Source organism: Allohoeflea poritis (genome assembly GCF_027889715.1).
GTDB lineage: Bacteria > Pseudomonadota > Alphaproteobacteria > Rhizobiales > Rhizobiaceae > Hoeflea_A > Hoeflea_A poritis.
The window spans coordinates 208,898-233,910 of the sequence record NZ_JAPJZH010000002.1 but is presented as its reverse complement, the minus strand read 5'-3'; the positions used below and the strand labels follow the sequence as shown (position 1 = coordinate 233,910).

Below are 25,013 nucleotides of genomic sequence, written 5' to 3'. Positions count from 1 at the left end.
ATGAGAAACTTAAGGAAGGGAATGGCATTTGCGGCCGCTTTGGTCGCCTCGACGGCATTGGGTTCGCCGTCGATCGCGGACGACAAGGTAACGCTCGTCGTCAACACCGTGCAGATTTTCGGCACCATCGATCCGGCCAAGATCAACGACTACACGGAATATATGGCCGCCGTGAACCTTTATGACGGCCTGACCACGGTCAACGGCGCCGGGCAGGTCGTGCCGCAGCTTGCTGAGAGCTGGACGGTCTCGGAAGACAACAAGACCTATACATTCAAGCTGAAAGCCGGCGCCACGTTCCAGGACGGAAGTCCGGTCGAGGCCAAGGATATCGTCTATTCTATGAAGCGGCTGCTTTCGATCAATGAAGGGCCGTCCTATCTGTTCGCGGACCTGATCAGTCCCGAAAACGTCAAGGCGGTCGACAGCCAGACGGTGGAGATCGGGCTCAACCGCGTCTATTCGCCGTTCCTGTCCAACACGCCGCTCATCCTGGCGGTCAATTCGGACCTGGTCACCGAGCAGAATGACGGCGAATGGGGCGAAACCTATCTCGCCGACAATTCCGCCGGCGCCGGGCCTTACAAGCTCGACGGCTGGACCCGCGGCGCGCAGATGATGATGAGCCGCTATGCCGACTATCACGCCGGCTGGCCCAACCAGAAGCCGATCGACGAGCTGCGTTTCGTGGTGACCCGCGACGAAGCAACCATCAAGGCGCTTGCCCAGAAGGGCGAGCTCGGCATGTCCTCGCAATATCAGGGCGTCGAGACCTATGAGGCGATCTCGAAGCTGCCCGACTACAAGATCATCTCGGCGGACACGGCGACGGGCTTCTACTTGAAGCTCAACAACCAGCTCCCGCCGACGGACGATGTCCACATCCGCAGGGCCATCGCCTATGCCATGGATTACGAGACAATCCGTGAGGTGATCTTCCCGGGTGGGCAGTTGAACGGGCCGTTGGCGCCGGTCTTTGCCGATGCCTATCTCGATACGCTTCCGGCGCCAGAGTACAATCTGGAGAAGGCCAAGGCGGAAGTCGCCAAGTCGAAATATGCGGGCCAGGAGCCGATCAAGATCAGCCACGGCTATGTCGCCAAGACGGCGTTCGAGGAAGAAATCGGCCTCCTGTTCAAGTCGGCGCTGGAATCCATCGGTTTCGAGGTGGACCTGCAGCCGGAGCCCTGGAACCGGATTACCGAGCTGGCAACGACGATCGAAACCTCGCCGAATGCCACGCAGGTCTTCTACGGTCCGACCTACCCGTCGCCGGATTCGGTCTTCTATGTGCAGTATCACTCGAATGCGAAGGGCACCTGGGCCTCGATGGAGTGGGTTCTGAGCGATGAAATCGATGCGCTGATCGATGAATCGCGCAGCACGACCGACCCGGCCAAGCAGAACGAACTCTACAAGACCATCCAGCAAAAGCTGCATGACATGCAGTCGGATGTCTTCCTGCTGACGCAGAATAAACGGTTCGCCGCCAACAAATGCCTGCAGGGTTATGAGTGGGTTCCCATGCAGAGCTGGGATACCGATTTCTCGCGCTACTGGTGGAACTGCGACGAATAGGTGCCGTGTTGCTCCCAAGCACAGCCAGCACCGGCGCCCCCGGACGGAAACGTCCGGGGGTGTTTTAATTTTTGGGACCGCTACGTACCATGCACTCAAACGATGGATCATCGACGGCCGCTATCGGCGGGGTTGCTGCTTCCGCTTGCGCTGGTCGACATGACGTATTTTCGGAGGAGCACCAGGGAAAGCCGAGGCCTCGGTAAACGGACTTCTTCGCCGCAGGCGGCGGAGTGGCGCCTGTACAGCGAATTGTATGATCGACCGGATCGAAAGTCCGGCCACAGACGGGAGAAGTATCCACCTCATGTCCAAGAAAAAACTTCTGATGAAACTCCTCAAGGGCATTGAAACCGGTGATCCGGAGGCGGCGGCGGTTGTCAACGAAGACAGGTACATCCAGCACAATCCGCGCACCGGCGAGGGCAGCCCAGGCCTGGCGGAGCTGTTCGCTCGATTGGCGAAGACAAACCCTCGCGTGACATTTGTGCGGGTATTTGAGGATGGCGACTTCGCTTTCGCCCATAATGAATATGACTTCAGCGGGCTGGAAGTGGCGTTCGAGGTGTTTCGGTTCGAGGATGGCAAGGCGGTGGAACATTGGGACAATATCCAGATGAGGCAGCCGCCAAATCCGTCAGGTCGAACGATGCTGGATGGTGAAACCGCAATAACGGATCGGGACAAGACCGAGGCCAATCGGGAATTGGCCGAGGGGTTTGCCAAGCAGGTGCTGGTTGGAAAAAGGCTGGACCTTCTGCAAACCTATGTGGCCGATAATCTGATCCAGCACGATGCGGAAATAGCCGATGGGATCGCGGCATTGCGAACGGCGCTTGACGCCGGGAAGAACGGCGCGCCGTGGATCGAGCATCAGCAGGTCCACCGTGTGCTTGCGGAGGGAAACTTCGCGCTCTGCATGATCGAAGGCCAGAGAAACGGACTGCACTCAGGTTTGTATGACCTCTTTCGAATGGCGGATGGCAAGATCGTGGAACACTGGAATACGGTTTCCCCAATCGCTCCGCGCAGCGAATGGAAGAATGAAAACGGGAAGTTCTGACCGGCTTGGCAGCGGCAATCGGGAAATGAGCCGCCAAATTATTTGAGCGCAGATTGCAGCTTTGGTTCAATCGCGCCAATTCGGAGGTCTTGGGCGGTGCGGTCGATATCCGATCAGCCGGTCTGACCGCGCGGCCCTGTCCGGCGCAGCAGCAGTGCACAGCTCGTGCAGATCGCCGCACACACCAGCACCACCGGGATCGCGCCATGCCAGGCGCCGCTCCAGGCGACGATAGCGGCCCCGATCGGCGGTCCGACCAACTGGCCGATGGCTGCGCCCTGCATGACAATGCCGCTGACCGTCGCGATGACGGAGCGATCCGGCGCATGGTCGGGGATCAGCGCAAACAGCGAACTCGGGATCAGTCCCGTGAAAATGAACAATCCGCCCGCCGCAGCGGTTCGCAAGAGGCCTGAGATACCCTCTAGCAGCACGATCGACCCGCCGATCACCATGGCCGCGCAGCCTGCGAGGATCAGTGTCGTGGATCGGACACCACGGTCGTGCAGCCAGCCGGAGAGTATGTTTCCGGCGGCGTTGCAGAAGACAGCAAATGCACCGACCGCCGCCGCGCCCGACGCTGTGAAACCGTTCAGTTCAATGAGGATCAGCGGAAGAAATCCTGCGACGATCAGGTACTGGCCGGCATAGAAGGCGAAGACCGTGCTGAGCAGGATCGGGCCCCGGCCGAGAGCCTGCCGCAGGCTTTGCCGCAGGCGCGGTTTTGCCCCGGGTCGCCGCGCGCCCTCTCCAAGGCCGCGCCCCACCCGATAGACCGGAAACGCTGCGACAAGGATCAGGACCGAGGTCAGCCACCACAGGACCCGCCAGTCGAAATGGGCCAGGATCAGTCCCGAAAGCGCCAGCATGAAACCGGAACCCACCGGCATGTACATGCCCCACAGCGCAAACGATGTCTTCATGTGCCGTTCGGAGACGGCGTGCAGGATGAGGCCGGGCATGGAAGTGGTGGTCAGCAGGAAGCCGAGACCCTCGAACACCCGTGTCGCCAGCAGCGCCGTGCCGCTGTCGGCGAACCCGCCCGCGATCCCCGAGAACGCCGCCAGTACCATGCCGGAGATGGCCACCCTGAGCCGTCCGAACTGGTCCGACACGGTTCCAAGGAACACCGCTGTCGCGGCGGCCACCAGATTGAAAATGGCGATGACCCAGCCCGACTGCACGAGGCTCAGTCCGAGCTCGGCCTGCAGGTCCGGCAACGCCGCCGGCACCTTGCCGACCAGCATCGCAACGGCGGCGCCTGCGCCGATCAGAATGGTCACTCTCAGCCAGGTCATGGGGATCTGTACACGAAATCGGTTCTCCAAAAGGAGTTCAGCTCCGCAAGCCGTCCCGGTTAAATAGAGTTATTTCCACTTACAATCATTGATACCGTCTCGCACGCGCAAGCGGTGCGTTTGTGAATCCCGGGTTTAGCCCCTTTCCGCTACCTGCCGGCGGAGCATGTCGGCAAAATGCGCGCAGGCAGGGCTCAGCTTCGTGTCGGCGCGGGTGCAGAGCCCTACCGATCCCATGGTCGATTCCGTATCGATGGGCAGTGTCGTGTATTCGCCGCTTTCAAGCTGCGACAGGACTACGCCGCGCGAGATGATCCAGATCGCCTGGTGCTGGCTGACAAAGGTTCGGCCGAAGGAATCCGAAACGGTTTCAATGACCTGCAGCGGTTCGGTAATACCTTGCTCGATGAAAAGCCGGTCGACGAAAGGTCGGATGATCGACTGAAGCGTCGGGATGAGAACCGGATAGTTGTTGAGCGCTTCGACGGCGAACTGTCTGCGCGATGCCAGCGGGTGGCTGGCGTGGACGGCGAAGATGACCTTGTCGCGGTAGAGGGGTTCGAAGATCAGGCCCTGCATGACATCCGGTCCCGGCAACCGGCCCATGACGAGATCGAGTTCGCCGTTGCGCAGCTGATCGAGCAGGGCGCGGTTTTCACCCGTAATGATCTTGAGACGGTTGCGCATGCCCGATTTCAGATATTTGGCGACGGCCTGCGGCACAATCGTCGTTGAAACGGTCGGCAGGGCGCCGAGCCGGATCTTGGGTCCGTCCGCCACGTCGAGTTCCGCAAGGGCGTTGATGCCGTTGCGGGCGGCCGCGAGCGAACTGCCGGCATGACGCAGGAAAACCTCGCCGTGGTGGGAGATGCGGATGCCGCGCCCCTCGCGCTCGACAAGCGGCTTGCCGCAAATGTCCTCCAACTCGCGGATCGTGCGGGTCACCGCCGGTTGGGTAAGGTGCAGATTTTCGGCGGCCCGGCTGACGCTCTTCTGGCGGGCGACCTCGACAAAGGTCTCCAGATGCCGCAATTTTATCCTGCGCAGTGAATTCATATCCGTTTCGCTATTTGAATTGCCTCAGTTATCATTATTCATCCCTATTGAAACATGTAAACATGCGCCTGTGGGGAAGTTGAAGCACGAAAACGATGCCTCTTACTTCCGCTCGGACGTGTTTGTTGACGGAGCCACTCATGTCGGAAGCCAAGCCAGAGTCCGAAAGGCATGCACAGGGCATGCAGACCCGTCGCAGCGTCTTGGGCGACGCCTATGTCAACGGCGCCGAAGCGCAGAAAACGGCGTTCGACGGTCCGTTCCAGGAACTGATCGTCGAGGCCGCATGGGGGCATGTCTGGTCGCGGCCGCAATGGACGCCGCGCATGCGGTCCATCGTGACGATCGCGCTGCTTGCGGCGCTGGGTCACGATGACGAGGTGGCGATGCATGTAAGGGCAACCGCCAATACCGGGGCGACGAGGGAAGACATCACCGAAGCGCTTCTGCATGTGGCCATCTATGCCGGTGTGCCGGCGGCCAATCACGCCATCAAGCTCGTCAAACGGACATTTGCGGAAATGGAAGCGGGCAGGGAGGCCGGCGATGCGTAACGCGACTTATGAAACGGGCGCCTTTTTCGTGCGGGACCGGTCATGGCATCCGAAGGCCTATACGCCGGACTACAAGACAAGCGTGACGCGATCGCCGCAGAAGGCACTGCTGTCGCTTGAAAATACGGTCAGCGAGATTACGGGGCCGGTTTTCGGTCACGATATTCTCGGCGAAAAGGACAATGACCTCATCTACAATTTCGCCAGGCCCGGCGAGAGCGCCATCGGCGAGCGCATCATCGTGCATGGCAAGGTGCTGGACGAACGGGGCAGGGGCGTTCCCGGCGTGCTGGTCGAATTCTGGCAGGCCAACGCCGCCGGGCGCTATCGCCACAAGAACGAGGGCTACATGGCGCCGCTCGACCCGAATTTCGGCGGCTGCGGGCGGACGATCACGGATGATGACGGGGGTTACGCTTTCCGCACGGTCAAGCCCGGACCCTATCCGTGGCCGAACGGCGTCAATGACTGGCGGCCGGCGCATATCCATTTCTCGATCTTCGGCTATGGCTTCGCGCAGCGGCTGATCACCCAGATGTATTTCGAGGGCGATCCGCTGATTCCGCTGTGCCCGATTGTCCGGACGATCGCGGATGAGGCGGCCATCGAGCAACTCGTCGCGCCGCTCGACATGGCCAGCACCGTTCCGATGGATGCGCGGGCCTACAAGTTCGACATCGTGCTGCGCGGCCGGCGTTCAACCATGTTCGAGAACCGCATGGAGGGCAACTAGATGGTCCAGCCGCTTAACCGTTTGAAGGAAAGCCCTTCCCAGACAGCAGGCCCTTACGTGCATATCGGCTGCGTGCCGAACTTTCTCGGCATAGAAGGGGTCTTCGACAGCGATCTCGGCAAGACCATGGTCAATGACGAGACGCGAGGGCAGCGGATTGCGATCACCGGCCGGGTGATCGACGGCACCGGAACGCCGCTCAAGGACGCGCTGCTGGAGATCTGGCAGGCCGACAGCAACGGGCTCTACAACAGCCCGTCCGAGACACGCGGCGGCGCCGATCCGAATTTTGCGGGCTGGGGCCGTCAGCCGACCGATCTGAAATCAGGCGTCTTCCGCTTCGATACGATCAAGCCCGGGCGCGTGCCGTTTACCGACGGGCGGATGCAGGCGCCGCATGTCAACTTCTGGATCGTCGCGCGCGGCATCAATTTGGGTCTTAATACGCGCATGTATTTTGCCGACGAGGCCGAGGCGAATGCGGAGGATCCGGTGCTGGCGCGAATCGAGCATCGCGTGCGGGTGCAGACGCTGCTCGCCGAGCCGACCGACGACGGTTATCGCTTCGACATCCACCTGCAGGGCGACAACGAAACGATCTTTTTCGATATCTGACTCGGGAACCATTATGGCGAAGTTCCAGCCGCTGGCCGATGCCGTGCGCGACAATCTCAATGATGGCGATGTGGTCGCCTTTGAGGGCTTTACGCATCTCATTCCCCATGCCGCGGCGCATGAAGCGATCCGGCAGGGGCGCAAGGGCCTGACCGTCATTCGCATGACGCCCGACCTGATCTACGATCAGCTCATCGGCATGGGCATGGTCAAGAAGATGATCTTCTCCTACGCCGGCAATCCGGGTGTCGGGCTCCTGCGGCGCATGCGCGATGCGGTGGAAAACGGCTGGCCGCAGCCGCTTGAACTGGAAGAACACAGCCATGCCGCCATGGCGAATGCCTACGAGGCCGGTGCGGCGGGACTGCCCTGCGCGGTGTTTCGCGGCTACCGCGGCGCCGAACTGGCGCAAGTCAATCACAATGTCCGCTCGGTGACCTGTCCCTTTACCGGCGAGGTGCTGGCAGCGGTTCCCGCCGTGCGCCCGGACGTGGCCTTCATCCATGCCCAGAAGGCGGACCGGAAAGGCAATGTGCTGATCGAGGGTATCCTCGGCGTACAGAAGGAGGCCGTGCTGGCCGCCAAGCGGTCGGTTGTCACGGTCGAGGAGGTTGTCGAGGATCTCGACGCGCATCCGAATGCCTGCCTGCTGCCGAACTGGACCGTCGGCTCGATCTGTCAGGTTCCGGGCGGTGCGCATCCTTCCTATGCGCATGGCTATTACGGGCGTGACAATGCCTATTACATCGCATGGGACAAGATCGCGGCCGACCGGGAAACCTTCTCATCCTGGATGGAGGAAAACGTTCTGAACGCCGGGCCCGAGGTTTTTGCCGACCGGGTCGGCAAACTGAGGAGCGCGGCATGAGCGGACCGGCCTTTACACCCGATGAAATGATGACGGTTGCCGCTTCGCGCGCGTTGAAGAACGATGATGTCTGCTTTGTCGGGATCGGCGCACCGTCGGCGGCCTGCAATGTGGCACGGCTCACCCATGCGCCCGACATCACGCTCATCTATGAGAGCGGCACGATCGGCACGGCGCCGGACGTGCTGCCGCTGTCGATCGGCGACGGGGAGCTTTGTGACACGGCCGTCACCACGGTCGGCGTGCCCGAGATGTTCCGCTACTGGCTGCAGGGCGGGCGCGTAACGATTGGATTTCTCGGCGCGGCGCAACTCGACCGGTTCGGCAACATCAATACGACGGTGATCGGCGACTATGCGCATCCCAGGACCCGGCTGCCGGGCGGGGGCGGTGCGCCGGAGATTGCCGGCTCGTCCGGCGAGATCTTCATTACCATGAAACAGTCGCTGCGCGGCATGGTCGAAAGGATCGATTTCTTTACGTCCTTCGGACATGGCGAGGGCGGCGATCATCGCCAGCGGCTCGGCATCGAGACCAAGGGGCCGACTTTGCTGATCACGGATCTTGCCATATGGCGGCCGGATCCGCAGACGAAGGAGTTCACCGTCGTGTCGCTCCATCCGGGCGTGACGAAAGACGAGGTTCAGGCGACCTGCGGATGGACAGTCAAATTCGCGGACCATATAGAAGAAACACCGCCGCCGACCGATCTGGAGTTGACCACGCTCCGCGATCTCAAGGCGCGCACAAAGGCCGCCCATGAAGGCCGGCCGGACCCAGGAAAGGCGGCATAATGGCCGAAGCGTTCATCTGCGATTACATCCGCACACCCATCGGGCGGTTCGGTGGAAGCCTGTCTTCCGTGCGTGCTGACGATCTGGGCGCGGTTCCACTGAAGGCCCTTATCGAGCGCAACACGCAGCTCGACCTGGAGGCGGTTGACGAGGTGATTTACGGCTGCGCCAACCAGGCCGGCGAGGACAACCGCAATGTCGGGCGCATGAGCGTGCTGCTGGCCGGCTATCCGGTCTCGGTTCCGGCGAACACCATTAACCGCCTGTGCGGCTCGGGCATGGACGCGACAATAGCAGCGGCCCGTGCCATCAAGTCCGGCGAGGCCGAGCTGATCATCTCCGGCGGTGTGGAATCGATGTCCCGCGCGCCTTTCGTGATGCCCAAGGCCGATGCCGCCTTTTCGCGGCGTGCCGAGATTTACGACACCACGATCGGCTGGCGTTTCGTCAATCCGCTTCTCAAGGCGCAGTATGGTGTCGATTCCATGCCGGAAACGGGGGAAAACGTCGCGGAGGATTTTGAGGTCTCGCGTGCCGACCAGGATGCCTTTGCATTGCGCTCGCAGCAAAAGGCGGCGGCCGCGCTGGCCAATGGCCGCCTCGCCAGGGAGATCACGCCGGTCACCATTCCTCAGCGCAAGGGCGAGCCGGTGATTGTCGACCGCGACGAACATCCGCGTGAGACATCCATTGAAAAGCTCGGTTCCCTGCCGACGCCGTTCCGCCAGGGCGGCACCGTGACGGCCGGCAATGCCTCGGGCGTCAATGACGGCGCGGCGGCGCTGATCGTTGCGTCGGAGGCGGCCGTCGAGAAGCACGGGCTTCGCCCGATAGCGCGCATTCTTGGCGGTGCGACGGCTGGCGTTCCGCCGCGCATCATGGGTATCGGGCCAGCGCCTGCAACCAAGAAACTGACCGCGCGGCTCGGCATTGCGGTCGAGGATTTCGGTGTCATCGAACTGAATGAAGCCTTCGCCAGCCAGGGCATTGCGGTATTGCGCGATCTGGGCGTTGCCGAGGATGCGCCATTCATCAATCCCAATGGCGGGGCAATTGCGCTCGGCCATCCGCTCGGCATGTCCGGAGCGCGGATCACGGGCACCGCGGCCCTTGAGCTTCACGAGCGCAATGCGCGCCTGGCGCTTGCCACCATGTGCGTCGGCGTCGGACAGGGCATTGCCATCGCGCTGGAACGGGCGTAGCCGCCATCCGCTGAAATTCAGCCTTTTGAGAACAGTTCCCTGCCGGATGGCGGGTTGTCAGGACTGTGACGGTCGACCTGCTCGTACAGCAGAAACAGACGCTCGCGCCATCCCGGTATCTCGCCGGACTGGGCATAGCCGACCCTTTCGGTTCCAAGGCCGAAGCCAAGGCTGACGCTATCGTCGATCGAAGCTTCGCCGATTTCCGTCCAGCCGGGCGGCAGCGGATATGTGTCCGGCGCCGCAGCGTCGATGCGTGTCTTGTAGTACAGCCCGACCGTCGGAAAGGGCGTGGCATCCGGGTTGCCGGGATAGCGGAAATAGCCGGAACCGTCCCCGGCGGCCAGGGCCTCGTCCGTGTCCCTGTAATGAACCTGATTTTCCGGATCGAACCCGTGCTTCTCAAGGACGGGGAGAAGACCTTCGAATTCCCTCGTTGTCACGAAGGCGAACCTGCCGCGCGCCAGCCCGGCATCATTCACCAGATATTCAAGCAGCATCGAAAGTGAATCGGCGGGCGTCATGCCCTCGGATGAGCGAACATAGAAGATATGGAACAGCGGCAGCACAGCGCGATCGTCCTTGTTCTCGATATCCTCGATCCGCGCACAGGGCTGAACGGCCATTTGGCCCCTCAGCGTTTCCGTTTCGGTGTCGTCGTATCGCAGCCCGCCATTGAAGCCCTCGTTTCCGGTGACAAGCGGCTGGTGATCGACGAGGGTAAAACCTTTGCCCTCGAAAAAATCGATCATGGATTCATGCAGCATGTGCGTGGGCAGATCCAGGGAGAGCCCGTCGCGGCGTGGATTTCGAGCCAGGGCTTTCATCGGCAAAAGAGCGGCTGCGGCGACAGCTGCGCCGGCTTTCAGGATCGTGCGACGTTTTTTTCCCAAGGTGTTTTCCTCATGCATATCAGGTTCGTTGTCCGTGTCGCCCTGGCCACGATATAGTCGCTAATCCGGCGGATCAAAGGTCAAGGGCGACTTGATCTGCACAACCTCGCCAAATCTTCATTTGATTGTTGTTGGCAGGTCATTTTGGGCGTTTAACGTGACAGCACATGTTCGTTCCGGCCAGTGTTGTATGCAAAGCCGTCCGGTTATGATGAAAGGTCCGCGGAAAATGGGTTGGCGATCGGTAAAAGCAAAACCGGGTTTCATCGCAAGGTCCTGTTGTCTGTTCGCGGCGTGTTTATCGGCGCTCTTCGCAGGCGCAAACCCGTTACCGGCGCATTCGCTTTCAGGCACCGAAACATGGGTACATATCGCCCGGCCCGGTGTTGAATTGCGGATCACCTTCTTCAGCGAGCGATTGGCGCAAGCGGCACAAATCGGCTTGTCGCGGAGCGGGCCTGGCTCGGACGGTATTGCAGGGATCTGGGTTGTGGAAGGGGATGGCAAGGCCTGTAAAGCCGATGCCGCATCCGTTCGCACGGAGCGCTCGAACGGGCATTTGACAGTCAAGCTGCGTTACCCTTGCGCGAGCATCAGCCGGGAAGTCGTGCTGACACCGAGAATATCGGCGGTGATCGGCCGCTCGCGCATCAATGTGCTCAATGTTCTTGTCGGTGACCATCTGGTGGAATTCCAACTGCAGTCGCGGAAGCGTCCGGTAACGATACCGATTGGAAAGTTGATCGCGGACCGCGATGTCGTGCTTTCCGATGATTTTCTCGGAGGCGAAGACCGGTCACAGCAACCTTAACCGCAGAACCGGCCTCACGTTGGTGGCACAGTTTCCTGGCCGCAATCTTTGTTTGGTTGGATGCGGCCAGGTCGGTGCGTTTCCTACTGCAAGGTGCAGGTGAAAGGTGTTCCGTCCTTGGTTTTTCCGACCACTTTTTTATCACTGACCTTGGTGACCGGGTATCTTCCGCCGCTCTTGTAGGGGCTTAGATGGATCATCGCGGTTCTGCCGCCACGATAGCTGGCGTTTTTCAGCTTTTTCGCCGTGCATTTCCAGGACGCGGCCTCAGCCGGTGTGGCCATAATCGGTCCAACGAATGCGAGCGACAAGGCGGCGATGGTCAATGCAGAAAATATGCGTTTCAAAATAGTATCCTCCTAAAAATTCAATTTCCGGAAATTCAAAAATTGTCGGTTTCAGCTCCCTCCACAGCCGCTTAACTTTTATTGTGTAACACCATAACATATGCAATACAGCCGGAAATCAATCCGGCAGGGTAGCAAGCTGTGTTGAAGGTATCGGAACCTCTCATTTCGTTGGAAAACGCGGGCCTTGAAAGGGGCGGGCGCTGGCTTGTGCGCGGCGTCGACCTGTCGGTGCGCCGGGGCGAGATCGTGACACTGATCGGCCCGAACGGTTCCGGGAAATCGACGACCGCGAAACTGGCGCTCGGAATCCACAAGCCGAGCGAGGGAACCGCGCATCGGACCGCCGGCCTGAAAGTCGGATATGTTCCGCAGAAGGTCTCCATCGACTGGACGCTGCCGCTGAGTGTGCGTCGCTTCATGCGCCTGACTCAGCGTATCGACGATCGGCAAATCGATGCGGCGCTGGATTCCACCGGCATATTACATCTTGCCGGAGCGGAGGTGCGTACGCTCTCCGGCGGCGAGTTCCAACGGGTGATGCTGGCGCGGGCCATTGCCGGCCGGCCCGACTTCATGGTCCTGGACGAGCCGGTTCAGGGTGTCGATTTTTCGGGTGAAATCGCGCTTTACGAGCTTATATCCACCATCCGCGACGGTCTTGGCTGCGGGATTCTCATGATCTCCCACGACCTGCATGTCGTGATGGCTGCCACCGACCAGGTGATCTGCCTCAACGGTCATGTCTGCTGCAAGGGGTCGCCCGAGACCGTGGCGCAGAGCGCGGAATACCGTAAGCTTTTCGGAGACCGGGCTTCGGCGGCGCTGGCCATCTACCGGCACGACCACGATCACACGCATCTGCCTGACGGGCGGGTGCGTCATGCCGATGGCTCGATCACCGATCACTGCCATCCGGACGATGGACACCACCACACCGTGGAAGAGAAAGCTGGTACCGAAGGCGACAGCGATGGGGGAGACCGCCGTGCTTGACGATTTTTTCACGCGGGCGATGGTCGCCGGAATCGGCGTTGCGATTATCGCGGCGCCGCTGGGCTGCTTTGTCGTCTGGCGCAGGCTTGCCTATTTCGGCGACACGCTTGCGCATGCGGCTCTGCTCGGCGTGGCGCTTGCCTTCCTGTTTGAACTCAATATCACGCTGGCGGTATTCGTTGTCTGTGCAGCCGTTGCCGTTGCGTTGCTGCTGCTGCAGCGCCGCGCGACGCTGTCGTCGGATTCGCTGCTCGGGCTGCTTGCGCATTCTTCCCTGGCGCTTGGCCTTGTCGTGCTTGCCTTCATGACGTGGATACGCATGGACCTGATGGGTTTCCTCTTCGGCGATATCCTGGCCGTCTCGAAATCGGATATTGCAACGATCTATGCCGGCGGCGCCGTGGTCCTTAGTGTCATCGTCCTGATCTGGCGGTCTCTGTTTGCCGCGACCGTCAATCGGGAACTCGCCGAGGCGGAAGGCATGCACCCGGAACGGTCAAACCTCGTGTTCATGCTGCTGATGGCGACGGTGATCGCCATATCGATGAAGATCGTCGGCGTCCTGCTGATAACGGCGCTTTTGATCATTCCGGCGGCGGCGGCGCGGCGGTTTTCGAGCGGGCCGGAGCAGATGGCGGTCATCGCCGGTGTCATCGGTATCGCGTCGATCATTTGCGGCCTCTACGGCTCGCTGACATGGGATACGCCGTCGGGACCGTCGATCGTGGTCGCGGCGCTGGTGTTTTTCCTTATCAGCGTGTCGCCCATCGCCGCACTCGTTTCGCGTCGCCATCGACCGGCACAGGGAGCAAAGCCATGACTGCCCATAGCCACACCGACCAGCCGGCTCTGACAAAGAACCAGAGCCTGGTCTACGACGCGCTGACCGATGCCAAGGCGCCATTGAGCGCATACGCCATCCTTGACGGTCTGCGCGAACACGGAATCCGCGCGCCCCTACAGGTCTATCGCGCGCTGGACAAGCTCCTTGAGCTCGGGCTGGTGCACCGTCTCGAGAGCCTCAACTCCTTCGTCGCCTGCAGCAATTCGGAGTGCGGAGCACGCGAGACGATGGTGTTTGCCATCTGCGTGAAGTGCAACAAGGTTTCCGAACTTGCCGACGACCGGCTTGAAGCACATCTGGGCGCGCTGGCCGCGGCCGATCATTTTACAGTGCACGCAGCCACCGTCGAGCTGCGCGGCATTTGCGGCCAATGCAGGTCGGATGCCTAAAGCGTGCGCGGTCGCAGAGCCCAGGCGATAAACGGGCCGTTGCGGAATTCCGCCTTGCCGTAGCGAAACGGCCCGCGCTCCGGTGTGGTTACCGTGCCCCCGGCGGCCGCAAGGACCGCGTGTCCGGCGGCGGTATCCCATTCCATAGTCGGTCCGAAGCGCGGATAGACATCCGCCTCACCGCAGGCCAGCAGGCAGAATTTCAGCGAGGAACCGATCGAAACCGTCTCGGTGATGCCCTGTTCGTTCAGCCAGGCGTCGGTCTGCGCGTCGCGATGCGATCGGCTGGCGACGGCAACGGGACCTGATGCAGGGACTGAGCGCACGGCGATTGACCTGGTCTTGCCTTCGACGGTTTCCGTTGCGCCATTGCCGTGTGCACCGGCAAACAGGCGATCGAGGGCAGGGGCATAGACCACGCCGAGCACGGGTTCGCCAGCCTCGACCAGTGCGATATTGACGGTGAAGGAACCCTTGCCGTCGCGCCTCAGAAATTCCTTGGTGCCGTCAAGCGGATCGACCAGGAAGAACCGTTGCGGAGCGTTCAGGCGATGGCTGTCCTCGCTTTCCTCGGAGATGACCGTGATTTCCGGCGCGAGCCGTTGGAGGCCTGTAAGGATGATCACCTCGGCTGCCTTGTCTGCCGCCGTTACCGGTGTGCCGTCCGTCTTGAATTCGGCCTCGGGCATGTCGTTGTAGACATGCGTGACCGCCTTGCCGGCAGACAGGGCGATGTCCGCCAGTTGTTCCGTGAGTGCCCGGTGGTTCAGTTCCATGTGCCCGTGTGCTCATCTGTTGTCCGGCGGCACTGTTCGCCGTGTCGCTCGTCTCGCAGGTGGCAGATTTTCCGACTGCTGTCGACATCTATCTTGCGCGATCCCCGGTTCCTTCGGGTCCCCAGACTCTGCAATTTGCGTCAGTGGACGACTCCCATCTGGCGCACCGCCAGATCCTTCATGATTTCCTCCGAACCGCCGCCGATCGCCATGACCTTCACTTCCCGGTAGATGCGCTCCACCGGGTTGCCGCGCAGATAGCCTGCGCCGCCGAACACCTGCATGGCTTCAGAGGCGCAATATTCCAGGATCTTTGTCGACAGGAACTTTGCCTTGCTGATTTCGGCGACCGGTGTCGGGCCTTCATTCGCCATCCAGCATATCTGGTTCAGATAGGCTTCGAGGGAATCGATGCGGGCGGACATGTCGGCGATCTTGTGGGCGATCACCTGATGCTCGACGAGGCGCTTGCCGAAGGTCTTGCGCTCATTGGCATAGGCGATCGATTCCGACAGGCATGTCCTGGCCATGCCGAGGCTCTGGGCGATCAGCGCCAGGCGCTCATAGTTGAAATTGTTCATGATGGCGATGAAGCCCTTGTTCTCCGGGCCGATCAGGCTGTCAGCGGGGAGGCGGCAATCGTCGAAGAAAAGCGTGGCCTGGTCGGAACACCACCATCCCATCTTGCGCTCAAGCGGCGTGCGGGTGAAGCCGGGCGTGTCGGCCTCGACGAAAAACAGCGAGATGCCGGCAATGCCGGGCCCGCCCGTGCGCGCGCCGATGATGAAGTAACGGCTGGTCATCCCGCCGGTAATGAACGTCTTGTTGCCGTTCAGCACCCACTCATTGCCGTCCTGACGGGCGGTGGTCTGGAGGTTCGCGACATCCGAGCCGCCGGACGGTTCGGTGATGCCGAGCGAAGAGCCGACTTCGCCGGACAGGATCTGCGGCAGAACCCGCCGCTTGAGTTCCTCCGATCCGAGCAACGCGATGGGCCCGGTCGAGATGTTGCGCGCGCCAAGGGCCGCGCCCACGCCGGTCGCGCCGCATCTGCCGAGTTCCTCCGCGACCGCCGCGCGCATGAAGCAGTCGTCGAAGCCGAGGCCGCCATAGGCTTCGTCTATGCCGAAACCGAACATGCCGAGCGCACCGGCCTTCCTGTGCAGTTCCCAGGGAATCGCACCCGCTTCATCCCATTCGTCCGCGAAGGGCCGTATCTCGGTATCGACGAATTTGGCGAAACTGTCCCTGAAGGCGCGCTGCTCTTCGGTCTCGAAGGGATTCTTCATGATCAGGTTCCTGTTGAATTGGCCAGTTTGCCGCCTGACGATCGTTTTTCGATGCGCAGTTTAGCCGGTCACCCAATCAAAACAAGACGAACGTTCTGTCTGTTTTCAAGATTCGATTGGCTGAGCCTGTGGGCGGTCATCGCTCACAGGCCGAGCCGGTTGGCGATTTTCGAAAGCGCGACCGCATTGCCGCCGCCCGTCTTCTCCCGGATCGAAAGTCGGTGGCTCTCGACCGTGCGCACGCTGATGTGCAACTGCTCGGCAATCTGGCGGTTTGTCATGCCTCTTGAGACCGCAGCCAGGACCTGCTTTTCGCGTTCGGTCAGGCCGTAATCATTGGCCGGCACCAGCTTGTCGACGGTTCGGCCGGCAAGGGAGGCCGCCGCCTGGGGTCCGAGATAGGTGGCGCCCTGGGCGACGGAACGAATCGCGTTGATCATTTCGTCCTTGGATACGTCCTTGAGCACGAATCCATTTGCGCCGATGCGCAGGGCTTCCTGCACATATTCCTCATTGTCGTAGATCGACAGAAACAGGATTTTCGTTTCCGGATGTGTGTGTTTTATCTTTTGCGCTGCCTCGAGGCCGTTCATCTCGGGCATGGAGATATCCAGAAGCACCAGGTCCGGCTCCAGAGACCGGCACAGCTCGACCGCCTGCCGGCCATTGCTGCCTTCGCCGACAATGTCGACCGAATCCTCGCCCGCGAGCCGTGAGCGAATCCCTTCGCGCAACAGATCGTGATCGTCGACGATGACCAGCCGAATCCGAGTGCCGTCTGATCGTGCAGACCGCATTCGTTCCGTTCCCCTTTGTTATTCTGTGCTCACTTTTTTTTGCCTACTATCGGCAAAGTCACGGCGATTGCAAGTCCGCCGGCGCGGCCTTTGGAAAAGCGGATCGAACCGCCGAACGTGTCGATGCGCTCCTGCATGTTGCGAATGCCGAGCCCGTCGCCCCTTTTACGCTTTGCGGCACCGCGCGGCATGCCGACACCATCGTCCTCCAGATGCAGTTTGATCTTGCTGCCGCGCCTGCAAAGACGGATCTTGACGTTGCCGGCGTGCGAATGCCGGGCAACATTCGTCAGGGCCTCCTGGATCACACGGTACAGCGCGGTCTTCGCTTCGTCCGACAAAAGGTCCTTGGTCTGCTCCGCCTCGACCTCGACGGCGATGCCGCTTTGGCGCGAGAAGTCGTTGCCGAGGCTTTTTACGGCGGCGGAAAGGCCCATATCGTCTAGCACGGATGGCCGCAGCGCCATGGATATACGGCGCACCTCGGAGATCGCGTTGTCGAGCGCGTTCATCGATTTTTCGATCGGTTCGGATATGTCGTCTTCCTTGCGTGAAACGTTGAGAGCGTTTTCAAGGCCGTAGCGCGCCGACACAAGGAGTTGGCTGATGCTGTCGTGGAGCTCGCGCGATACGCGCTTGCGCTCCTCTTCCTGAAAATTCACCTGGCGGGCGGAAAGCTCCTTGAGCCTTGCATCGGCAAACCGCTGTTCCGAAAGGCGTGCCGCCGCGATGGTCGCTGCGGTGAGCATGACCGCGCCGAGCATGAGGACAAACAGGACCAGCCGCGTTTCGCCGACATTGTTCTGAAGTTCCGACTGAACGGCGGCCACCTGCCGTGAAACCTCGTCAAGATAAATGCCGGTGCCGAGCATCCAGTTCCATTTGTCGAGGTAGACCGAATATCCGAGCTTTTCCACATATTCGCCGCTGGAGGGTTTCTTCCAGACGAAGGAATAGAATTCACCGCCTTTTTTGGCGCGATCGATCAGATCCCGGACGACTTGCCGGCCGTCCTCGTCCTCCAGACCGATCCAGTTGCTGCCGACCAGATAGGTCAGGCGCGGGTTGACGATATTGGTGCCGTCCTCGTCATAGATGAAGAAATAGCTGTCCTCGCCGAAGGTCATCTTGCGGACAATCTCCGTGACCTGCCGCTGCGCCTGGCGTTTGGTCTTGAGGTTGGACGCATAGATCGGCGTCAGGGCGTTTCGCGCCAGCATGACGTAGTTCTTGAGTTCCGTGTGCTTCAGATCGAGATAGAGATTCTCGACGGTTTCGCCTTGCGAACGCGACAGTCGTCCGGACTGAAAATCGATGACGAAGATCATCGCCGCTGAAATCAGGATCACCGGCAGAAGCGTGATGAAGAACAGCTTGGTCTTGAATTTCATGGGCACAATTCCACGTTTTCCGCCACCGTTGGCCGGCAGGGGCAGGAAAATGGCACATGTGTGCGGCGAATGCACGCAGACAGTGGTCAACTCAGTAGTAGTGCTGATAAGACTGGTATTTGCACGAATTGAGAAACTGTTGTCAAATGCCTATGCAGGCCGCGCAACGGTTCGACAAACCCTCGTTGCAAAAGGCCTTTTTTGGGAGGAAATTTATGGAACGTCGTACATTCTTGAGAGGTGCTGCAGTTGCAGGCGCCGCTTCCACGCTCGCTGCTCCTGCGCTCGCGCAGGGAAAGAAGGAGATGGTTATCGTGTCCACATGGCCACGTGACTTTCCTGGGCTTGGATTGCCGGCGCAGCGTCTGGCAGCGCGTATCGGCGAACTGACCGATGGCCGCCTCGACGTGCAGTATTTTGCTGCTGGGGAACGCGTTGGCGCCTTCGACTCGTTTGACGAAGTTGCTTCGGGCAATGCCCAGGCCTACATCGCGGCCGACTATTACTGGAAGGGCAAGCACCCGGGCTGGGCGCCGTTTACCGCCATTCCGTTCGGCATGACCTACACGGAGATCGACGCCTGGATCAAATATGGCGGCGGTCAGGAACTGTGGGATGAACTCGCAGACCAGTTCGGCCTGAAGAACCTTGCATGCGGCAATACCGGCGTGCAGATGGGCGGCTGGTTCAACAAGGAAATCGAAAGCGCCGACGACCTGAAGGGTCTGAAGATGCGTATTCCGGGTCTTGGCGGCGACGTCATGGCCAAGCTTGGCGCATCGCCGGTCTCGCTTCCGGGCGGCCAGATCTACGAGAACCTCGTTTCGGGCGCCATCGACGCCACCGAGTGGGTCGGTCCGTACAATGACTACTTCATGAAGTTTTATGAAGCAGCGAAGTACTACTACTGGCCGGGCATGCACGAGCCGGGCGCGCAGATCGCCTTCGGCATGAACAAGAGCTGGTGGGAAGGTCTGACGAAGAACGAGCAGAACATCATCCAGGCTGCGTGTAACGAAGAAAACGCCCGCACCATGGCTGAAACCAACGCCTTCAACGGTGAGTATCTGAACCGGCTGATCAACGATCACGGCGTTCAGCTGCGCGAGTTCAACGACGATGTCTACGATGCATTCGGCGAAGCTTCGGCCGAAGTCATCGAAGAGGCACGCGAATTCGACGACCTGTCGAAGAAGATCTACGACGCAGTGCTCGAAAAGCGCGCTGAACTGGGTGCCTGGACGGCTCTGTCCGACACGGCCTATGTCCAGAAGCGCAACGCCGTTATCAATCAATAAAAGCGCAGACAATGCGCAAGGCTTGCGGGACGGGGTTGCCCCCGTCCCGCATATTTGGAAGCATCGACAGGGCATGAGGCGGACGGGCTCAATGGCAGGCTGCGGCGCAGAAACGTAGCGGTTGGTGACCCCGGGAGGTTGGCGGCTGTGGTTGTCCGCCCAATCCGGCGAATTGGATGTCCTGGATCTTACGGACCCAGGCTGGGGGAACAAAGATGGCGGAATCGCCAACGGCCGATACGGTGCCGAGCACGCCGTTTTCACTTTTCGTGCGATTTTTCGGATGGTCGGTTCTGGCCATCATGGTCGCGTTCCTGATCAACAATTTCCTGTCATTCGGTGCCGGATTTCCCGGCGCGAACTCACCCTTCACAGGCGAGGCCGGTTTTGCCGGTTTCCTGCAGCTGTTGCTCTACCCGCTTGGTGTGGTGGCGGCGCTGGCCTTTGTATTGCGCAGCCGCGAGACCGCGCTGCGTTCCGATGGCCGGCGCATTGCCGGTATCAACACATTCTTCATCCGCGCCGCATTCTGGTGCGTCCTGATCGTCGGTGTCGTTGACGTTGCCATCTCCTTCATGCGCGTCGAGGGCATGCTGGAAGGCATCTTTGGCGAGGATCTGGCCTCCGATCTCGGCCGCTCCCAGTTTCGCGGCATGTTTGTCCATGTTCCGCTTATGGTTCTCGGTATCGTTCTGGCCTGTTTCACGCGCACGCTCGGATTTCCGTGGCTGGCGCTGCTGATCGTGATTGCCGAGCTCGGCATTGTCTTCCTGCGCTTCATCTTTTCCTACGAGCAGGCCTTCATGGCCGATCTGGTGCGGTTCTGGTACGGCGCGCTGTTCCTGTTCGCCAGCGCCTATACGCTCCAGGAAGAGGGCCATGTGCGCGTCGACGTCTTCTATGCAACCTTCACCAACAAGACCAAGGCGGTGGTCAACGCGGTCGGCACGCTGTTGATGGGGCTGGTTTTCTGCTGGACGATCCTGATCGTCGGCATGGGACAGAAGGCATCGATCATCAACAGTCCGGTGCTCAACTTCGAAGTCACCCAGGCCGGTTTCGGCATGTATGTGAAATACATGATGGCCGGGTTCCTCGGCGTATTCGCCATTTCAATGATGATCCAGTTTGTCAGCTACCTGCTGGAGGCTATCGCCGATTACCGCGGCGAGCCCGGGCACGTGGATCACGAGCCGTCGGTAACGTAGGGGCGAAACGATCATGGAACTGTATTTTCTCGCCCTCCTGGTCCTGCTGATGGCGCTGGCCCTCGGTTCGGGCTATCCGGTCGCATTCGCCCTGCCGGGCTCGTCCATCGTCACCATCCTGATCGCCGCAATCGCCGGCTATCTGTTTGCCGGCGACACGGACGTCTTCTTCGCGCAAGGCGGCCCGTCGCAATGGCTCAGTGCCGGGGTGACCAACCTTCGAGGGGTCTATTGGGAACCGGAACGCGACACGCTGATCGCGATTCCGCTGTTCATCTTCATGGGAATCATGCTGCAGCGCTCGAAGATCGCAGAGGATCTGCTGATCACCATGGCTCAGCTTTTCGGGCCGATCCCGGGTGGTCTCGGCATTTCGGTCGTCTTCGTTGGCGCACTGCTGGCCGCAACCACCGGTATTGTCGGCGCCACGGTGGTCGCGATGGGGCTGATCTCGCTGCCTGCCATGCTGCGGAACAACTATTCACAGCAACTGGCGACAGGCACCATCGCCGCTTCCGGAACGCTCGGGCAGATCATCCCGCCGTCGATCGTTCTGATTATCCTGGCCGACCAGTTGACCAGCGCGGCCGATCAGGCCGGCACCGCGCGCAAGGCGCTGTTCAAGGACTCGACCGGTGAGCTGACCATGCCGAGCATCTTCGATGTCGGCTCGACCAGCGCCGGTGAAATGTTCCTCGGCGCTATTATCCCGGGCCTGGTGCTTGTCGGCCTCTACATGGTCTACATCCTGATCTTCGCGGCGCTGCGCCCGAAGTCCGCGCCGCCGGTTCCCTATGATGGCAAATACGACGCCAGGTTCCTGCTGAAGGTCTGCCTGTCGCTGTTTCCGCCGCTGATCCTGATCTTCCTGGTGCTCGGTTCGATCATCGCCGGCGTTGCCACCGTCAACCAGGCCGGCGCGATCGGCGCGGCCGGCGCGCTGATCATGGCGGGTTACCGCCTCAGGGACGGGCACAAGGATGCCTATTATCCGGCCATCATCGCGATCATCTCGCTGGTCGGACTGGCCTTTGTCCTGTCGACCTTCAACACGAACATCAAGAACATCAAGACGAGCTCGGACGTTCTGGGCGTCACCCTTGCGATTGCCTGCGTTGTCGGCCTGATCATTGCGCTTGTGTGGAGCGGATGGCGGTCCTTCAAGATCGAGGACACGCTCAAGGGCGTGATGATCGAGACGGCCAAGACGACATCGCTGGTCTTCATCATCCTGCTGGGCGCTGCAATCCTGACGGCAGCCTTCCGCGCCTTCGGCGGCGAACACCTCGTCAAGGAGTTCCTGGAAGGTCTCGGCGGGGGGTTCTGGACGAAATTCGTCATCGTGATGGCGGTGATCTTCGTGCTGGGCTTCTTTCTCGATTTCATCGAGATCGCGGTGGTGGTCGTTCCGATCGTCGCGCCGATCCTGCTTGCCGATCCGGAAGCCAATGTGACGGCGGTCTGGCTCGGCGTCATGATCGGTCTCAATATCCAGACGTCGTTCCTGACACCGCCTTTCGGCTTTGCGCTGTTTTATCTGCGCGGTGTTGCAGATTCGACGGTCAAGACCCTGTCGATCTACAAGGGCGTCGTTCCGTTTATCTGCATCCAGCTCCTTGCGCTGGTGATTGTCGGCATGGCGCCGCAACTGGTGAACTATCTGCCGAACCGCGTCGCGCTTCTGTCGGAGACCGCGCCGCCGCCGCGCAATCCGCGGCTGGCCTATTGTGTCGAACAATATCTGGCCGAGGAACTGGGCGAGACGCGCGGCGAGCTGATAAGTGCCGTCGACAAGGTTCGCCAACTTGATTTCGGTGTCTTGCCCGAAAAGCTCTCGAAGTCGGTCACAGGCAGTTTCGAAAATGTCTCCAAGGCGATCGCGCTGCTGGATGACGGTCAGGCGGCCCGGGGCGATATCGACGCCGCATCAGCGGACTATCGGCCGCTTCACAAACAGGTCCGTGCCATCGAGCAGGACATCCGCGATATCGACGAGCGGATCGAGCATTTCGAGGTGCTGATCGAACGGGCGCGCGATCCTTCGCAGGCCGCGCAGAAAGAGCGATATGAGAATCGCGTCGCCACGCTGCAGGCGGACAAGGAAGCGCTGGCAGCCTCCATTCCGGAGGAATGGGAGCAGGTCTACAGCGATTTCGACAAGCTGAACGACAATCAGTCGAAACTCAATCGCGAATATTTCCAGACAGCCGAGAAGGCCTATGCGCCGGCGGCGTCCCTGCTTGCAAGCCTCAACGCCTATGATGCGTTCACGGCACTCGGCCCGGAGCTTGAGGGCATCGGCCAGCAGGTCATGGACAATGAACCGGAGGACATGACCGAACCGCTCAATGTGCTTTCGAAGCAATTCGGCGAGATCGAAGGTGCGGACGACATCAAGTCGGACCTTTCCAAGGCGCGCCGGGCTTTGCGTTCGCGAAATCCGAGCAAGGAAAAAGCGCTTGCGGAAATCGACAAGGCTGTTGCCGAATACCAGACGCAGCTTGCCTGGCGTGAGAAGGCGAATGAAGCGCTGAAGGCCGGGATCGATGAATATGTCACAACGCTCGGCCCGACGATCGGCATACGCCAGCAGCGGCGTCTTACGCGCGAACAGGCGCTTTACGTGGCGGCCTGCACGTCCGATCACCGGGATATCTCGCTGAACTTCTAAGGCGCAGCCGGGGCCGTGGCGGCCCCGGTCAGTCGAAGGAGTAGGGGATCGTGTCCCGGCTGTTCGGGTCGACCGAAAGCCGGCGCTTGAGCGGCGGCACGGCGCGCTGGTGGCAGTCCGAGCGCTCGCAGATCCGGCAGGATATGCCGATCGGCTCGAAAGCCGTATCGCTTTCAAGATCCAGATCATCAGCGTAGACCAGCGCTCCGGCATGCTTGATCTCGCAGCCGAAGGCGAGCGCGTAGCGCTGCACCGGATCGCGGAAGCCGCCATTCGGCTTGGTCACCGCCGTTGCCAGGCACAAATAGCGCATGCCGTCCGGCGTTTCCGCGAGTTGTCTTAAGATCCGCGCCGAGGTCGAGAAGGCGTTATGCACGTTCCACAGCGGACAGGCGGAGCCGAAACGCGCGAATTGCAGCTTGGTGGCGCTGTGGCGCTTGGTGATGTTGCCGGCCTGATCGACCCGGGCAAAGAAGAACGGAATGCCCTTGTTGCCGGGCCTTTGCAGCGTGCTCAGGCGATGCGCGACCTGCTCGATGCTGGCGCCGAAGCGGTCCGCGAGCAGTTCAAGGTCGTGGCGCAGTTCGCCGGAAGAGGCCAGAAATTCACCATAGGGAAGCAGGGCGCTGCCGGCGAAATAGTTGGCAAGGCCGATACGGCACACGGATGCTGCGTCCTCGGTGCGGAAACCGGCCTTGTCGATGATCGCGGTCATTGTGTCGGCATGTTCCAGCAGCCCGATCTGATGAGCCAGCTGGAATGCGTGGGTTGAAGGCGGTGCCTTCGGATTGACCGACAGGACCCGCGAGACCGGGTCGTAACGTCTGATCGCCTCGGCGCCCGTTGCCGCGCCGCCGATGGAAACCCGGACCCGGTGGTTGCGCTCCAGATGATCGGCCAGCGTGCGGACCCGGTTTCTGGTCGTGCCGCGCAAATCCTCGGCCAGCTTTTCGGCTGCGATATCAAGCTCGTGGATGTAATTGTCGAGATAGTGGAAGAAGTCGCGAACCTCTTCATAGGGCGTCGGTTCGTTCAGTCCGCCGGAGCGCTCAAGCGTGTCATCCAGTTCGGCGAGTTGCTCGCCGGCGCGCCGCAGGGCCTGATGCATGGCGAGAAAGGCGCGCGCCACCGATGGCGTGTTTTGCGTGACAAGCTTGAGATCCTGCGCCGATGGCTGCTGGCCCTTGAACAGCGGATCGGCGATTGCCTCGGCCATATCGGCGAGCAGCCGGTCACTGTCGTTTTCCGACAGGCTGGCAATGTCCACGGAAAAATTCTCGGCGAGCGCCAGCAGCACCGGTGCCGTGACATGGCGCTGGTTGTTTTCGATCTGGTTGAGGTAACTCGTTGAAATGCCAAGCTGTTTGGCGAAGACAGCTTGTGTCTGGCCGTTTTCCTCGCGGATCCGGCGGATGTTGCGGCCGATGAAGAGTTTTCGTGCGCGCATTTTCACAACTTTGCAAAATTAAGTTTGCAAAATTAGCTAAATCAACTTTGTTGCTATTTCAACCCTTTTGCGCGATCCCGTGGCGCGCTACACCT

Annotated in this window: 24 protein-coding genes; 15 read left to right on the top strand and 9 right to left on the bottom strand. The window is 60.7% G+C overall.

The genetic code is table 11. From position 1 onward, the window contains the following. Together OOZ53_RS04135 and OOZ53_RS04130 are read left to right on the top strand one after the other, a co-directional pair. Entirely contained in the window at nt 1-1,578 is a 1,578-nt protein-coding gene (locus OOZ53_RS04135; protein ID WP_271088055.1) for an ABC transporter substrate-binding protein, read from the top strand. A gap of 307 nt (nt 1,579-1,885) precedes the next feature. Further along, the gene (locus tag OOZ53_RS04130) at nt 1,886-2,641 is read left to right on the top strand and encodes a nuclear transport factor 2 family protein (protein ID WP_271088054.1); all 756 of its coding nucleotides are present in this window, start codon (nt 1,886-1,888) and stop codon (nt 2,639-2,641) included. A gap of 113 nt (nt 2,642-2,754) precedes the next feature. Here the strand turns inward: OOZ53_RS04130 and OOZ53_RS04125 are convergent, their stop codons facing one another. Both OOZ53_RS04125 and pcaQ read right to left on the bottom strand, forming a co-directional pair. Continuing rightward, nucleotides 2,755-3,939 (bottom strand): MFS transporter, encoded by a 1,185-nt coding sequence (locus tag OOZ53_RS04125; RefSeq protein WP_271088053.1) that lies wholly within the window; start codon nt 3,937-3,939, stop codon nt 2,755-2,757. Nucleotides 3,940-4,074: 135 nt separating this feature from the next. Then, nucleotides 4,075-4,995 (bottom strand): pca operon transcription factor PcaQ, encoded by a 921-nt coding sequence (pcaQ, locus tag OOZ53_RS04120; protein ID WP_271088052.1) that lies wholly within the window; start codon nt 4,993-4,995, stop codon nt 4,075-4,077. A gap of 140 nt (nt 4,996-5,135) precedes the next feature. On the opposite strand from pcaQ, the gene pcaC reads away from it, so the two are divergent. From pcaC to pcaF, 6 genes are read left to right on the top strand one after another with little or no spacing between them, the layout of a single operon-like run. Beyond that, the gene (pcaC, locus tag OOZ53_RS04115) at nt 5,136-5,549 is read left to right on the top strand and encodes a 4-carboxymuconolactone decarboxylase (RefSeq protein WP_271088051.1); all 414 of its coding nucleotides are present in this window, start codon (nt 5,136-5,138) and stop codon (nt 5,547-5,549) included. Further along, nucleotides 5,542-6,282: a protocatechuate 3,4-dioxygenase subunit beta gene (gene pcaH, locus OOZ53_RS04110; protein ID WP_271088050.1), complete on the top strand. Its 741-nt coding sequence runs from the start codon at nt 5,542-5,544 to the stop codon at nt 6,280-6,282. The genes pcaC and pcaH overlap by 8 nt, the downstream gene beginning before the upstream one ends. Beyond that, nucleotides 6,283-6,897, top strand: a complete 615-nt coding sequence (gene pcaG, locus OOZ53_RS04105; RefSeq protein WP_271088049.1) for a protocatechuate 3,4-dioxygenase subunit alpha — start codon at nt 6,283-6,285, stop codon at nt 6,895-6,897. It abuts the gene before it with no gap. A 13-nt stretch (nt 6,898-6,910) separates the two neighbouring features. Next, the gene (locus OOZ53_RS04100; RefSeq protein WP_271088048.1) at nt 6,911-7,765 is read left to right on the top strand and encodes a CoA transferase subunit A; all 855 of its coding nucleotides are present in this window, start codon (nt 6,911-6,913) and stop codon (nt 7,763-7,765) included. Further along, on the top strand, nt 7,762-8,559 hold the full coding sequence (locus OOZ53_RS04095) for a CoA-transferase subunit beta (RefSeq protein WP_271088047.1): 798 nt from the start codon (nt 7,762-7,764) through the stop codon (nt 8,557-8,559). The genes OOZ53_RS04100 and OOZ53_RS04095 overlap by 4 nt, the downstream gene beginning before the upstream one ends. Beyond that, complete coding sequence (gene pcaF / locus OOZ53_RS04090; protein ID WP_271088046.1) at nt 8,559-9,761, top strand: 3-oxoadipyl-CoA thiolase; 1,203 nt, start codon at nt 8,559-8,561, stop codon at nt 9,759-9,761. Before OOZ53_RS04095 ends, pcaF begins: the two co-directional genes overlap by 1 nt. Nucleotides 9,762-9,778: 17 nt before the next feature. Here pcaF and OOZ53_RS04085 read toward each other — a convergent pair whose 3' ends face one another. Then, nucleotides 9,779-10,654, bottom strand: coding sequence for a hypothetical protein (locus OOZ53_RS04085; protein WP_271088045.1), 876 nt, complete (start codon nt 10,652-10,654; stop codon nt 9,779-9,781). A 229-nt stretch (nt 10,655-10,883) separates the two neighbouring features. On the opposite strand from OOZ53_RS04085, the gene OOZ53_RS04080 reads away from it, so the two are divergent. Continuing rightward, nucleotides 10,884-11,465 (top strand): hypothetical protein, encoded by a 582-nt coding sequence (locus OOZ53_RS04080; protein WP_271088044.1) that lies wholly within the window; start codon nt 10,884-10,886, stop codon nt 11,463-11,465. A gap of 83 nt (nt 11,466-11,548) precedes the next feature. Here the strand turns inward: OOZ53_RS04080 and OOZ53_RS04075 are convergent, their stop codons facing one another. Next, a complete protein-coding gene (locus tag OOZ53_RS04075) occupies nt 11,549-11,791 on the bottom strand; it encodes a hypothetical protein (protein WP_271088043.1) in 243 nt (80 codons plus the stop codon). A gap of 192 nt (nt 11,792-11,983) precedes the next feature. Between OOZ53_RS04075 and OOZ53_RS04070 the strand changes: the two genes are divergently transcribed. The 3 genes from OOZ53_RS04070 to OOZ53_RS04060 are packed head-to-tail and all read left to right on the top strand — an operon-like array spanning nt 11,984 to nt 14,041. Further along, entirely contained in the window at nt 11,984-12,808 is an 825-nt protein-coding gene (locus tag OOZ53_RS04070) for an ATP-binding cassette domain-containing protein (RefSeq protein WP_425499104.1), read from the top strand. Then, nucleotides 12,786-13,628 carry a metal ABC transporter permease gene (locus OOZ53_RS04065; protein WP_271088042.1) on the top strand — a complete coding sequence of 281 codons (843 nt, stop codon included), beginning with the start codon at nt 12,786-12,788 and terminating at the stop codon, nt 13,626-13,628. Before OOZ53_RS04070 ends, OOZ53_RS04065 begins: the two co-directional genes overlap by 23 nt. Beyond that, nucleotides 13,625-14,041: a Fur family transcriptional regulator gene (locus OOZ53_RS04060; protein WP_271088041.1), complete on the top strand. Its 417-nt coding sequence runs from the start codon at nt 13,625-13,627 to the stop codon at nt 14,039-14,041. The genes OOZ53_RS04065 and OOZ53_RS04060 overlap by 4 nt, the downstream gene beginning before the upstream one ends. Here OOZ53_RS04060 and cysQ read toward each other — a convergent pair. From cysQ to OOZ53_RS04040, 4 genes are all read right to left on the bottom strand, one after another. Continuing rightward, entirely contained in the window at nt 14,038-14,817 is a 780-nt protein-coding gene (gene cysQ / locus OOZ53_RS04055) for a 3'(2'),5'-bisphosphate nucleotidase CysQ (RefSeq protein ID WP_271088040.1), read from the bottom strand. The two genes, OOZ53_RS04060 and cysQ, sit on opposite strands and share 4 nt — an antisense overlap. A gap of 140 nt (nt 14,818-14,957) precedes the next feature. Further along, nucleotides 14,958-16,106, bottom strand: coding sequence for an acyl-CoA dehydrogenase family protein (locus OOZ53_RS04050; protein ID WP_271088038.1), 1,149 nt, complete (start codon nt 16,104-16,106; stop codon nt 14,958-14,960). A 143-nt stretch (nt 16,107-16,249) separates the two neighbouring features. After that, nucleotides 16,250-16,903, bottom strand: a complete 654-nt coding sequence (locus OOZ53_RS04045) for a response regulator (protein WP_271088037.1) — start codon at nt 16,901-16,903, stop codon at nt 16,250-16,252. 29 nt (nt 16,904-16,932) lie between these two features. Next, nucleotides 16,933-18,294, bottom strand: coding sequence for a cache domain-containing protein (locus OOZ53_RS04040; protein WP_271088036.1), 1,362 nt, complete (start codon nt 18,292-18,294; stop codon nt 16,933-16,935). Nucleotides 18,295-18,509: 215 nt separating this feature from the next. Here OOZ53_RS04040 and OOZ53_RS04035 point away from each other — a divergent pair, with 215 nt between their 5' ends. The 3 genes from OOZ53_RS04035 to OOZ53_RS04025 all read left to right on the top strand — a co-directional run bounded on the left by OOZ53_RS04035 (nt 18,510) and on the right by OOZ53_RS04025 (nt 23,471). Continuing rightward, the gene (locus OOZ53_RS04035) at nt 18,510-19,592 is read left to right on the top strand and encodes a TRAP transporter substrate-binding protein (protein WP_271088035.1); all 1,083 of its coding nucleotides are present in this window, start codon (nt 18,510-18,512) and stop codon (nt 19,590-19,592) included. 215 nt (nt 19,593-19,807) lie between these two features. Continuing rightward, complete coding sequence (locus OOZ53_RS04030; protein ID WP_271088034.1) at nt 19,808-20,800, top strand: TRAP transporter small permease subunit; 993 nt, start codon at nt 19,808-19,810, stop codon at nt 20,798-20,800. A gap of 13 nt (nt 20,801-20,813) precedes the next feature. Next, nucleotides 20,814-23,471 carry a TRAP transporter large permease gene (locus tag OOZ53_RS04025; protein ID WP_271088033.1) on the top strand — a complete coding sequence of 886 codons (2,658 nt, stop codon included), beginning with the start codon at nt 20,814-20,816 and terminating at the stop codon, nt 23,469-23,471. A 28-nt stretch (nt 23,472-23,499) separates the two neighbouring features. On the opposite strand, the gene OOZ53_RS04020 is transcribed toward OOZ53_RS04025, so the two are convergent. Then, the gene (locus OOZ53_RS04020) at nt 23,500-24,918 is read right to left on the bottom strand and encodes a helix-turn-helix domain-containing protein (protein WP_271088032.1); all 1,419 of its coding nucleotides are present in this window, start codon (nt 24,916-24,918) and stop codon (nt 23,500-23,502) included. Nucleotides 24,919-25,013: the final 95 nt, after the last annotated feature.

Bases quoted from the DNA above. Each gene is read 5' to 3' on its own strand.
- OOZ53_RS04135 (WP_271088055.1), top strand. From the start codon at position 1: ATGAGAAACTTAAGGAAGGGAATGGCATTTGCGGCCGCTTTGGTCGCC.
- OOZ53_RS04130 (WP_271088054.1), top strand. From the start codon at position 1,886: ATGTCCAAGAAAAAACTTCTGATGAAACTCCTCAAGGGCATTGAAACC.
- OOZ53_RS04125 (WP_271088053.1), bottom strand. From the start codon at position 3,939: ATGACCTGGCTGAGAGTGACCATTCTGATCGGCGCAGGCGCCGCCGTT.
- pcaQ (WP_271088052.1), bottom strand. From the start codon at position 4,995: ATGAATTCACTGCGCAGGATAAAATTGCGGCATCTGGAGACCTTTGTC.
- pcaC (WP_271088051.1), top strand. From the start codon at position 5,136: ATGTCGGAAGCCAAGCCAGAGTCCGAAAGGCATGCACAGGGCATGCAG.
- pcaH (WP_271088050.1), top strand. From the start codon at position 5,542: ATGCGTAACGCGACTTATGAAACGGGCGCCTTTTTCGTGCGGGACCGG.
- pcaG (WP_271088049.1), top strand. From the start codon at position 6,283: ATGGTCCAGCCGCTTAACCGTTTGAAGGAAAGCCCTTCCCAGACAGCA.
- OOZ53_RS04100 (WP_271088048.1), top strand. From the start codon at position 6,911: ATGGCGAAGTTCCAGCCGCTGGCCGATGCCGTGCGCGACAATCTCAAT.
- OOZ53_RS04095 (WP_271088047.1), top strand. From the start codon at position 7,762: ATGAGCGGACCGGCCTTTACACCCGATGAAATGATGACGGTTGCCGCT.
- pcaF (WP_271088046.1), top strand. From the start codon at position 8,559: ATGGCCGAAGCGTTCATCTGCGATTACATCCGCACACCCATCGGGCGG.
- OOZ53_RS04080 (WP_271088044.1), top strand. From the start codon at position 10,884: ATGGGTTGGCGATCGGTAAAAGCAAAACCGGGTTTCATCGCAAGGTCC.
- OOZ53_RS04065 (WP_271088042.1), top strand. From the start codon at position 12,786: ATGGGGGAGACCGCCGTGCTTGACGATTTTTTCACGCGGGCGATGGTC.
- OOZ53_RS04060 (WP_271088041.1), top strand. From the start codon at position 13,625: ATGACTGCCCATAGCCACACCGACCAGCCGGCTCTGACAAAGAACCAG.
- cysQ (WP_271088040.1), bottom strand. From the start codon at position 14,817: ATGGAACTGAACCACCGGGCACTCACGGAACAACTGGCGGACATCGCC.
- OOZ53_RS04050 (WP_271088038.1), bottom strand. From the start codon at position 16,106: ATGAAGAATCCCTTCGAGACCGAAGAGCAGCGCGCCTTCAGGGACAGT.
- OOZ53_RS04045 (WP_271088037.1), bottom strand. From the start codon at position 16,903: ATGCGGTCTGCACGATCAGACGGCACTCGGATTCGGCTGGTCATCGTC.
- OOZ53_RS04040 (WP_271088036.1), bottom strand. From the start codon at position 18,294: ATGAAATTCAAGACCAAGCTGTTCTTCATCACGCTTCTGCCGGTGATC.
- OOZ53_RS04035 (WP_271088035.1), top strand. From the start codon at position 18,510: ATGGAACGTCGTACATTCTTGAGAGGTGCTGCAGTTGCAGGCGCCGCT.
- OOZ53_RS04030 (WP_271088034.1), top strand. From the start codon at position 19,808: ATGGCGGAATCGCCAACGGCCGATACGGTGCCGAGCACGCCGTTTTCA.
- OOZ53_RS04025 (WP_271088033.1), top strand. From the start codon at position 20,814: ATGGAACTGTATTTTCTCGCCCTCCTGGTCCTGCTGATGGCGCTGGCC.
- OOZ53_RS04020 (WP_271088032.1), bottom strand. From the start codon at position 24,918: ATGCGCGCACGAAAACTCTTCATCGGCCGCAACATCCGCCGGATCCGC.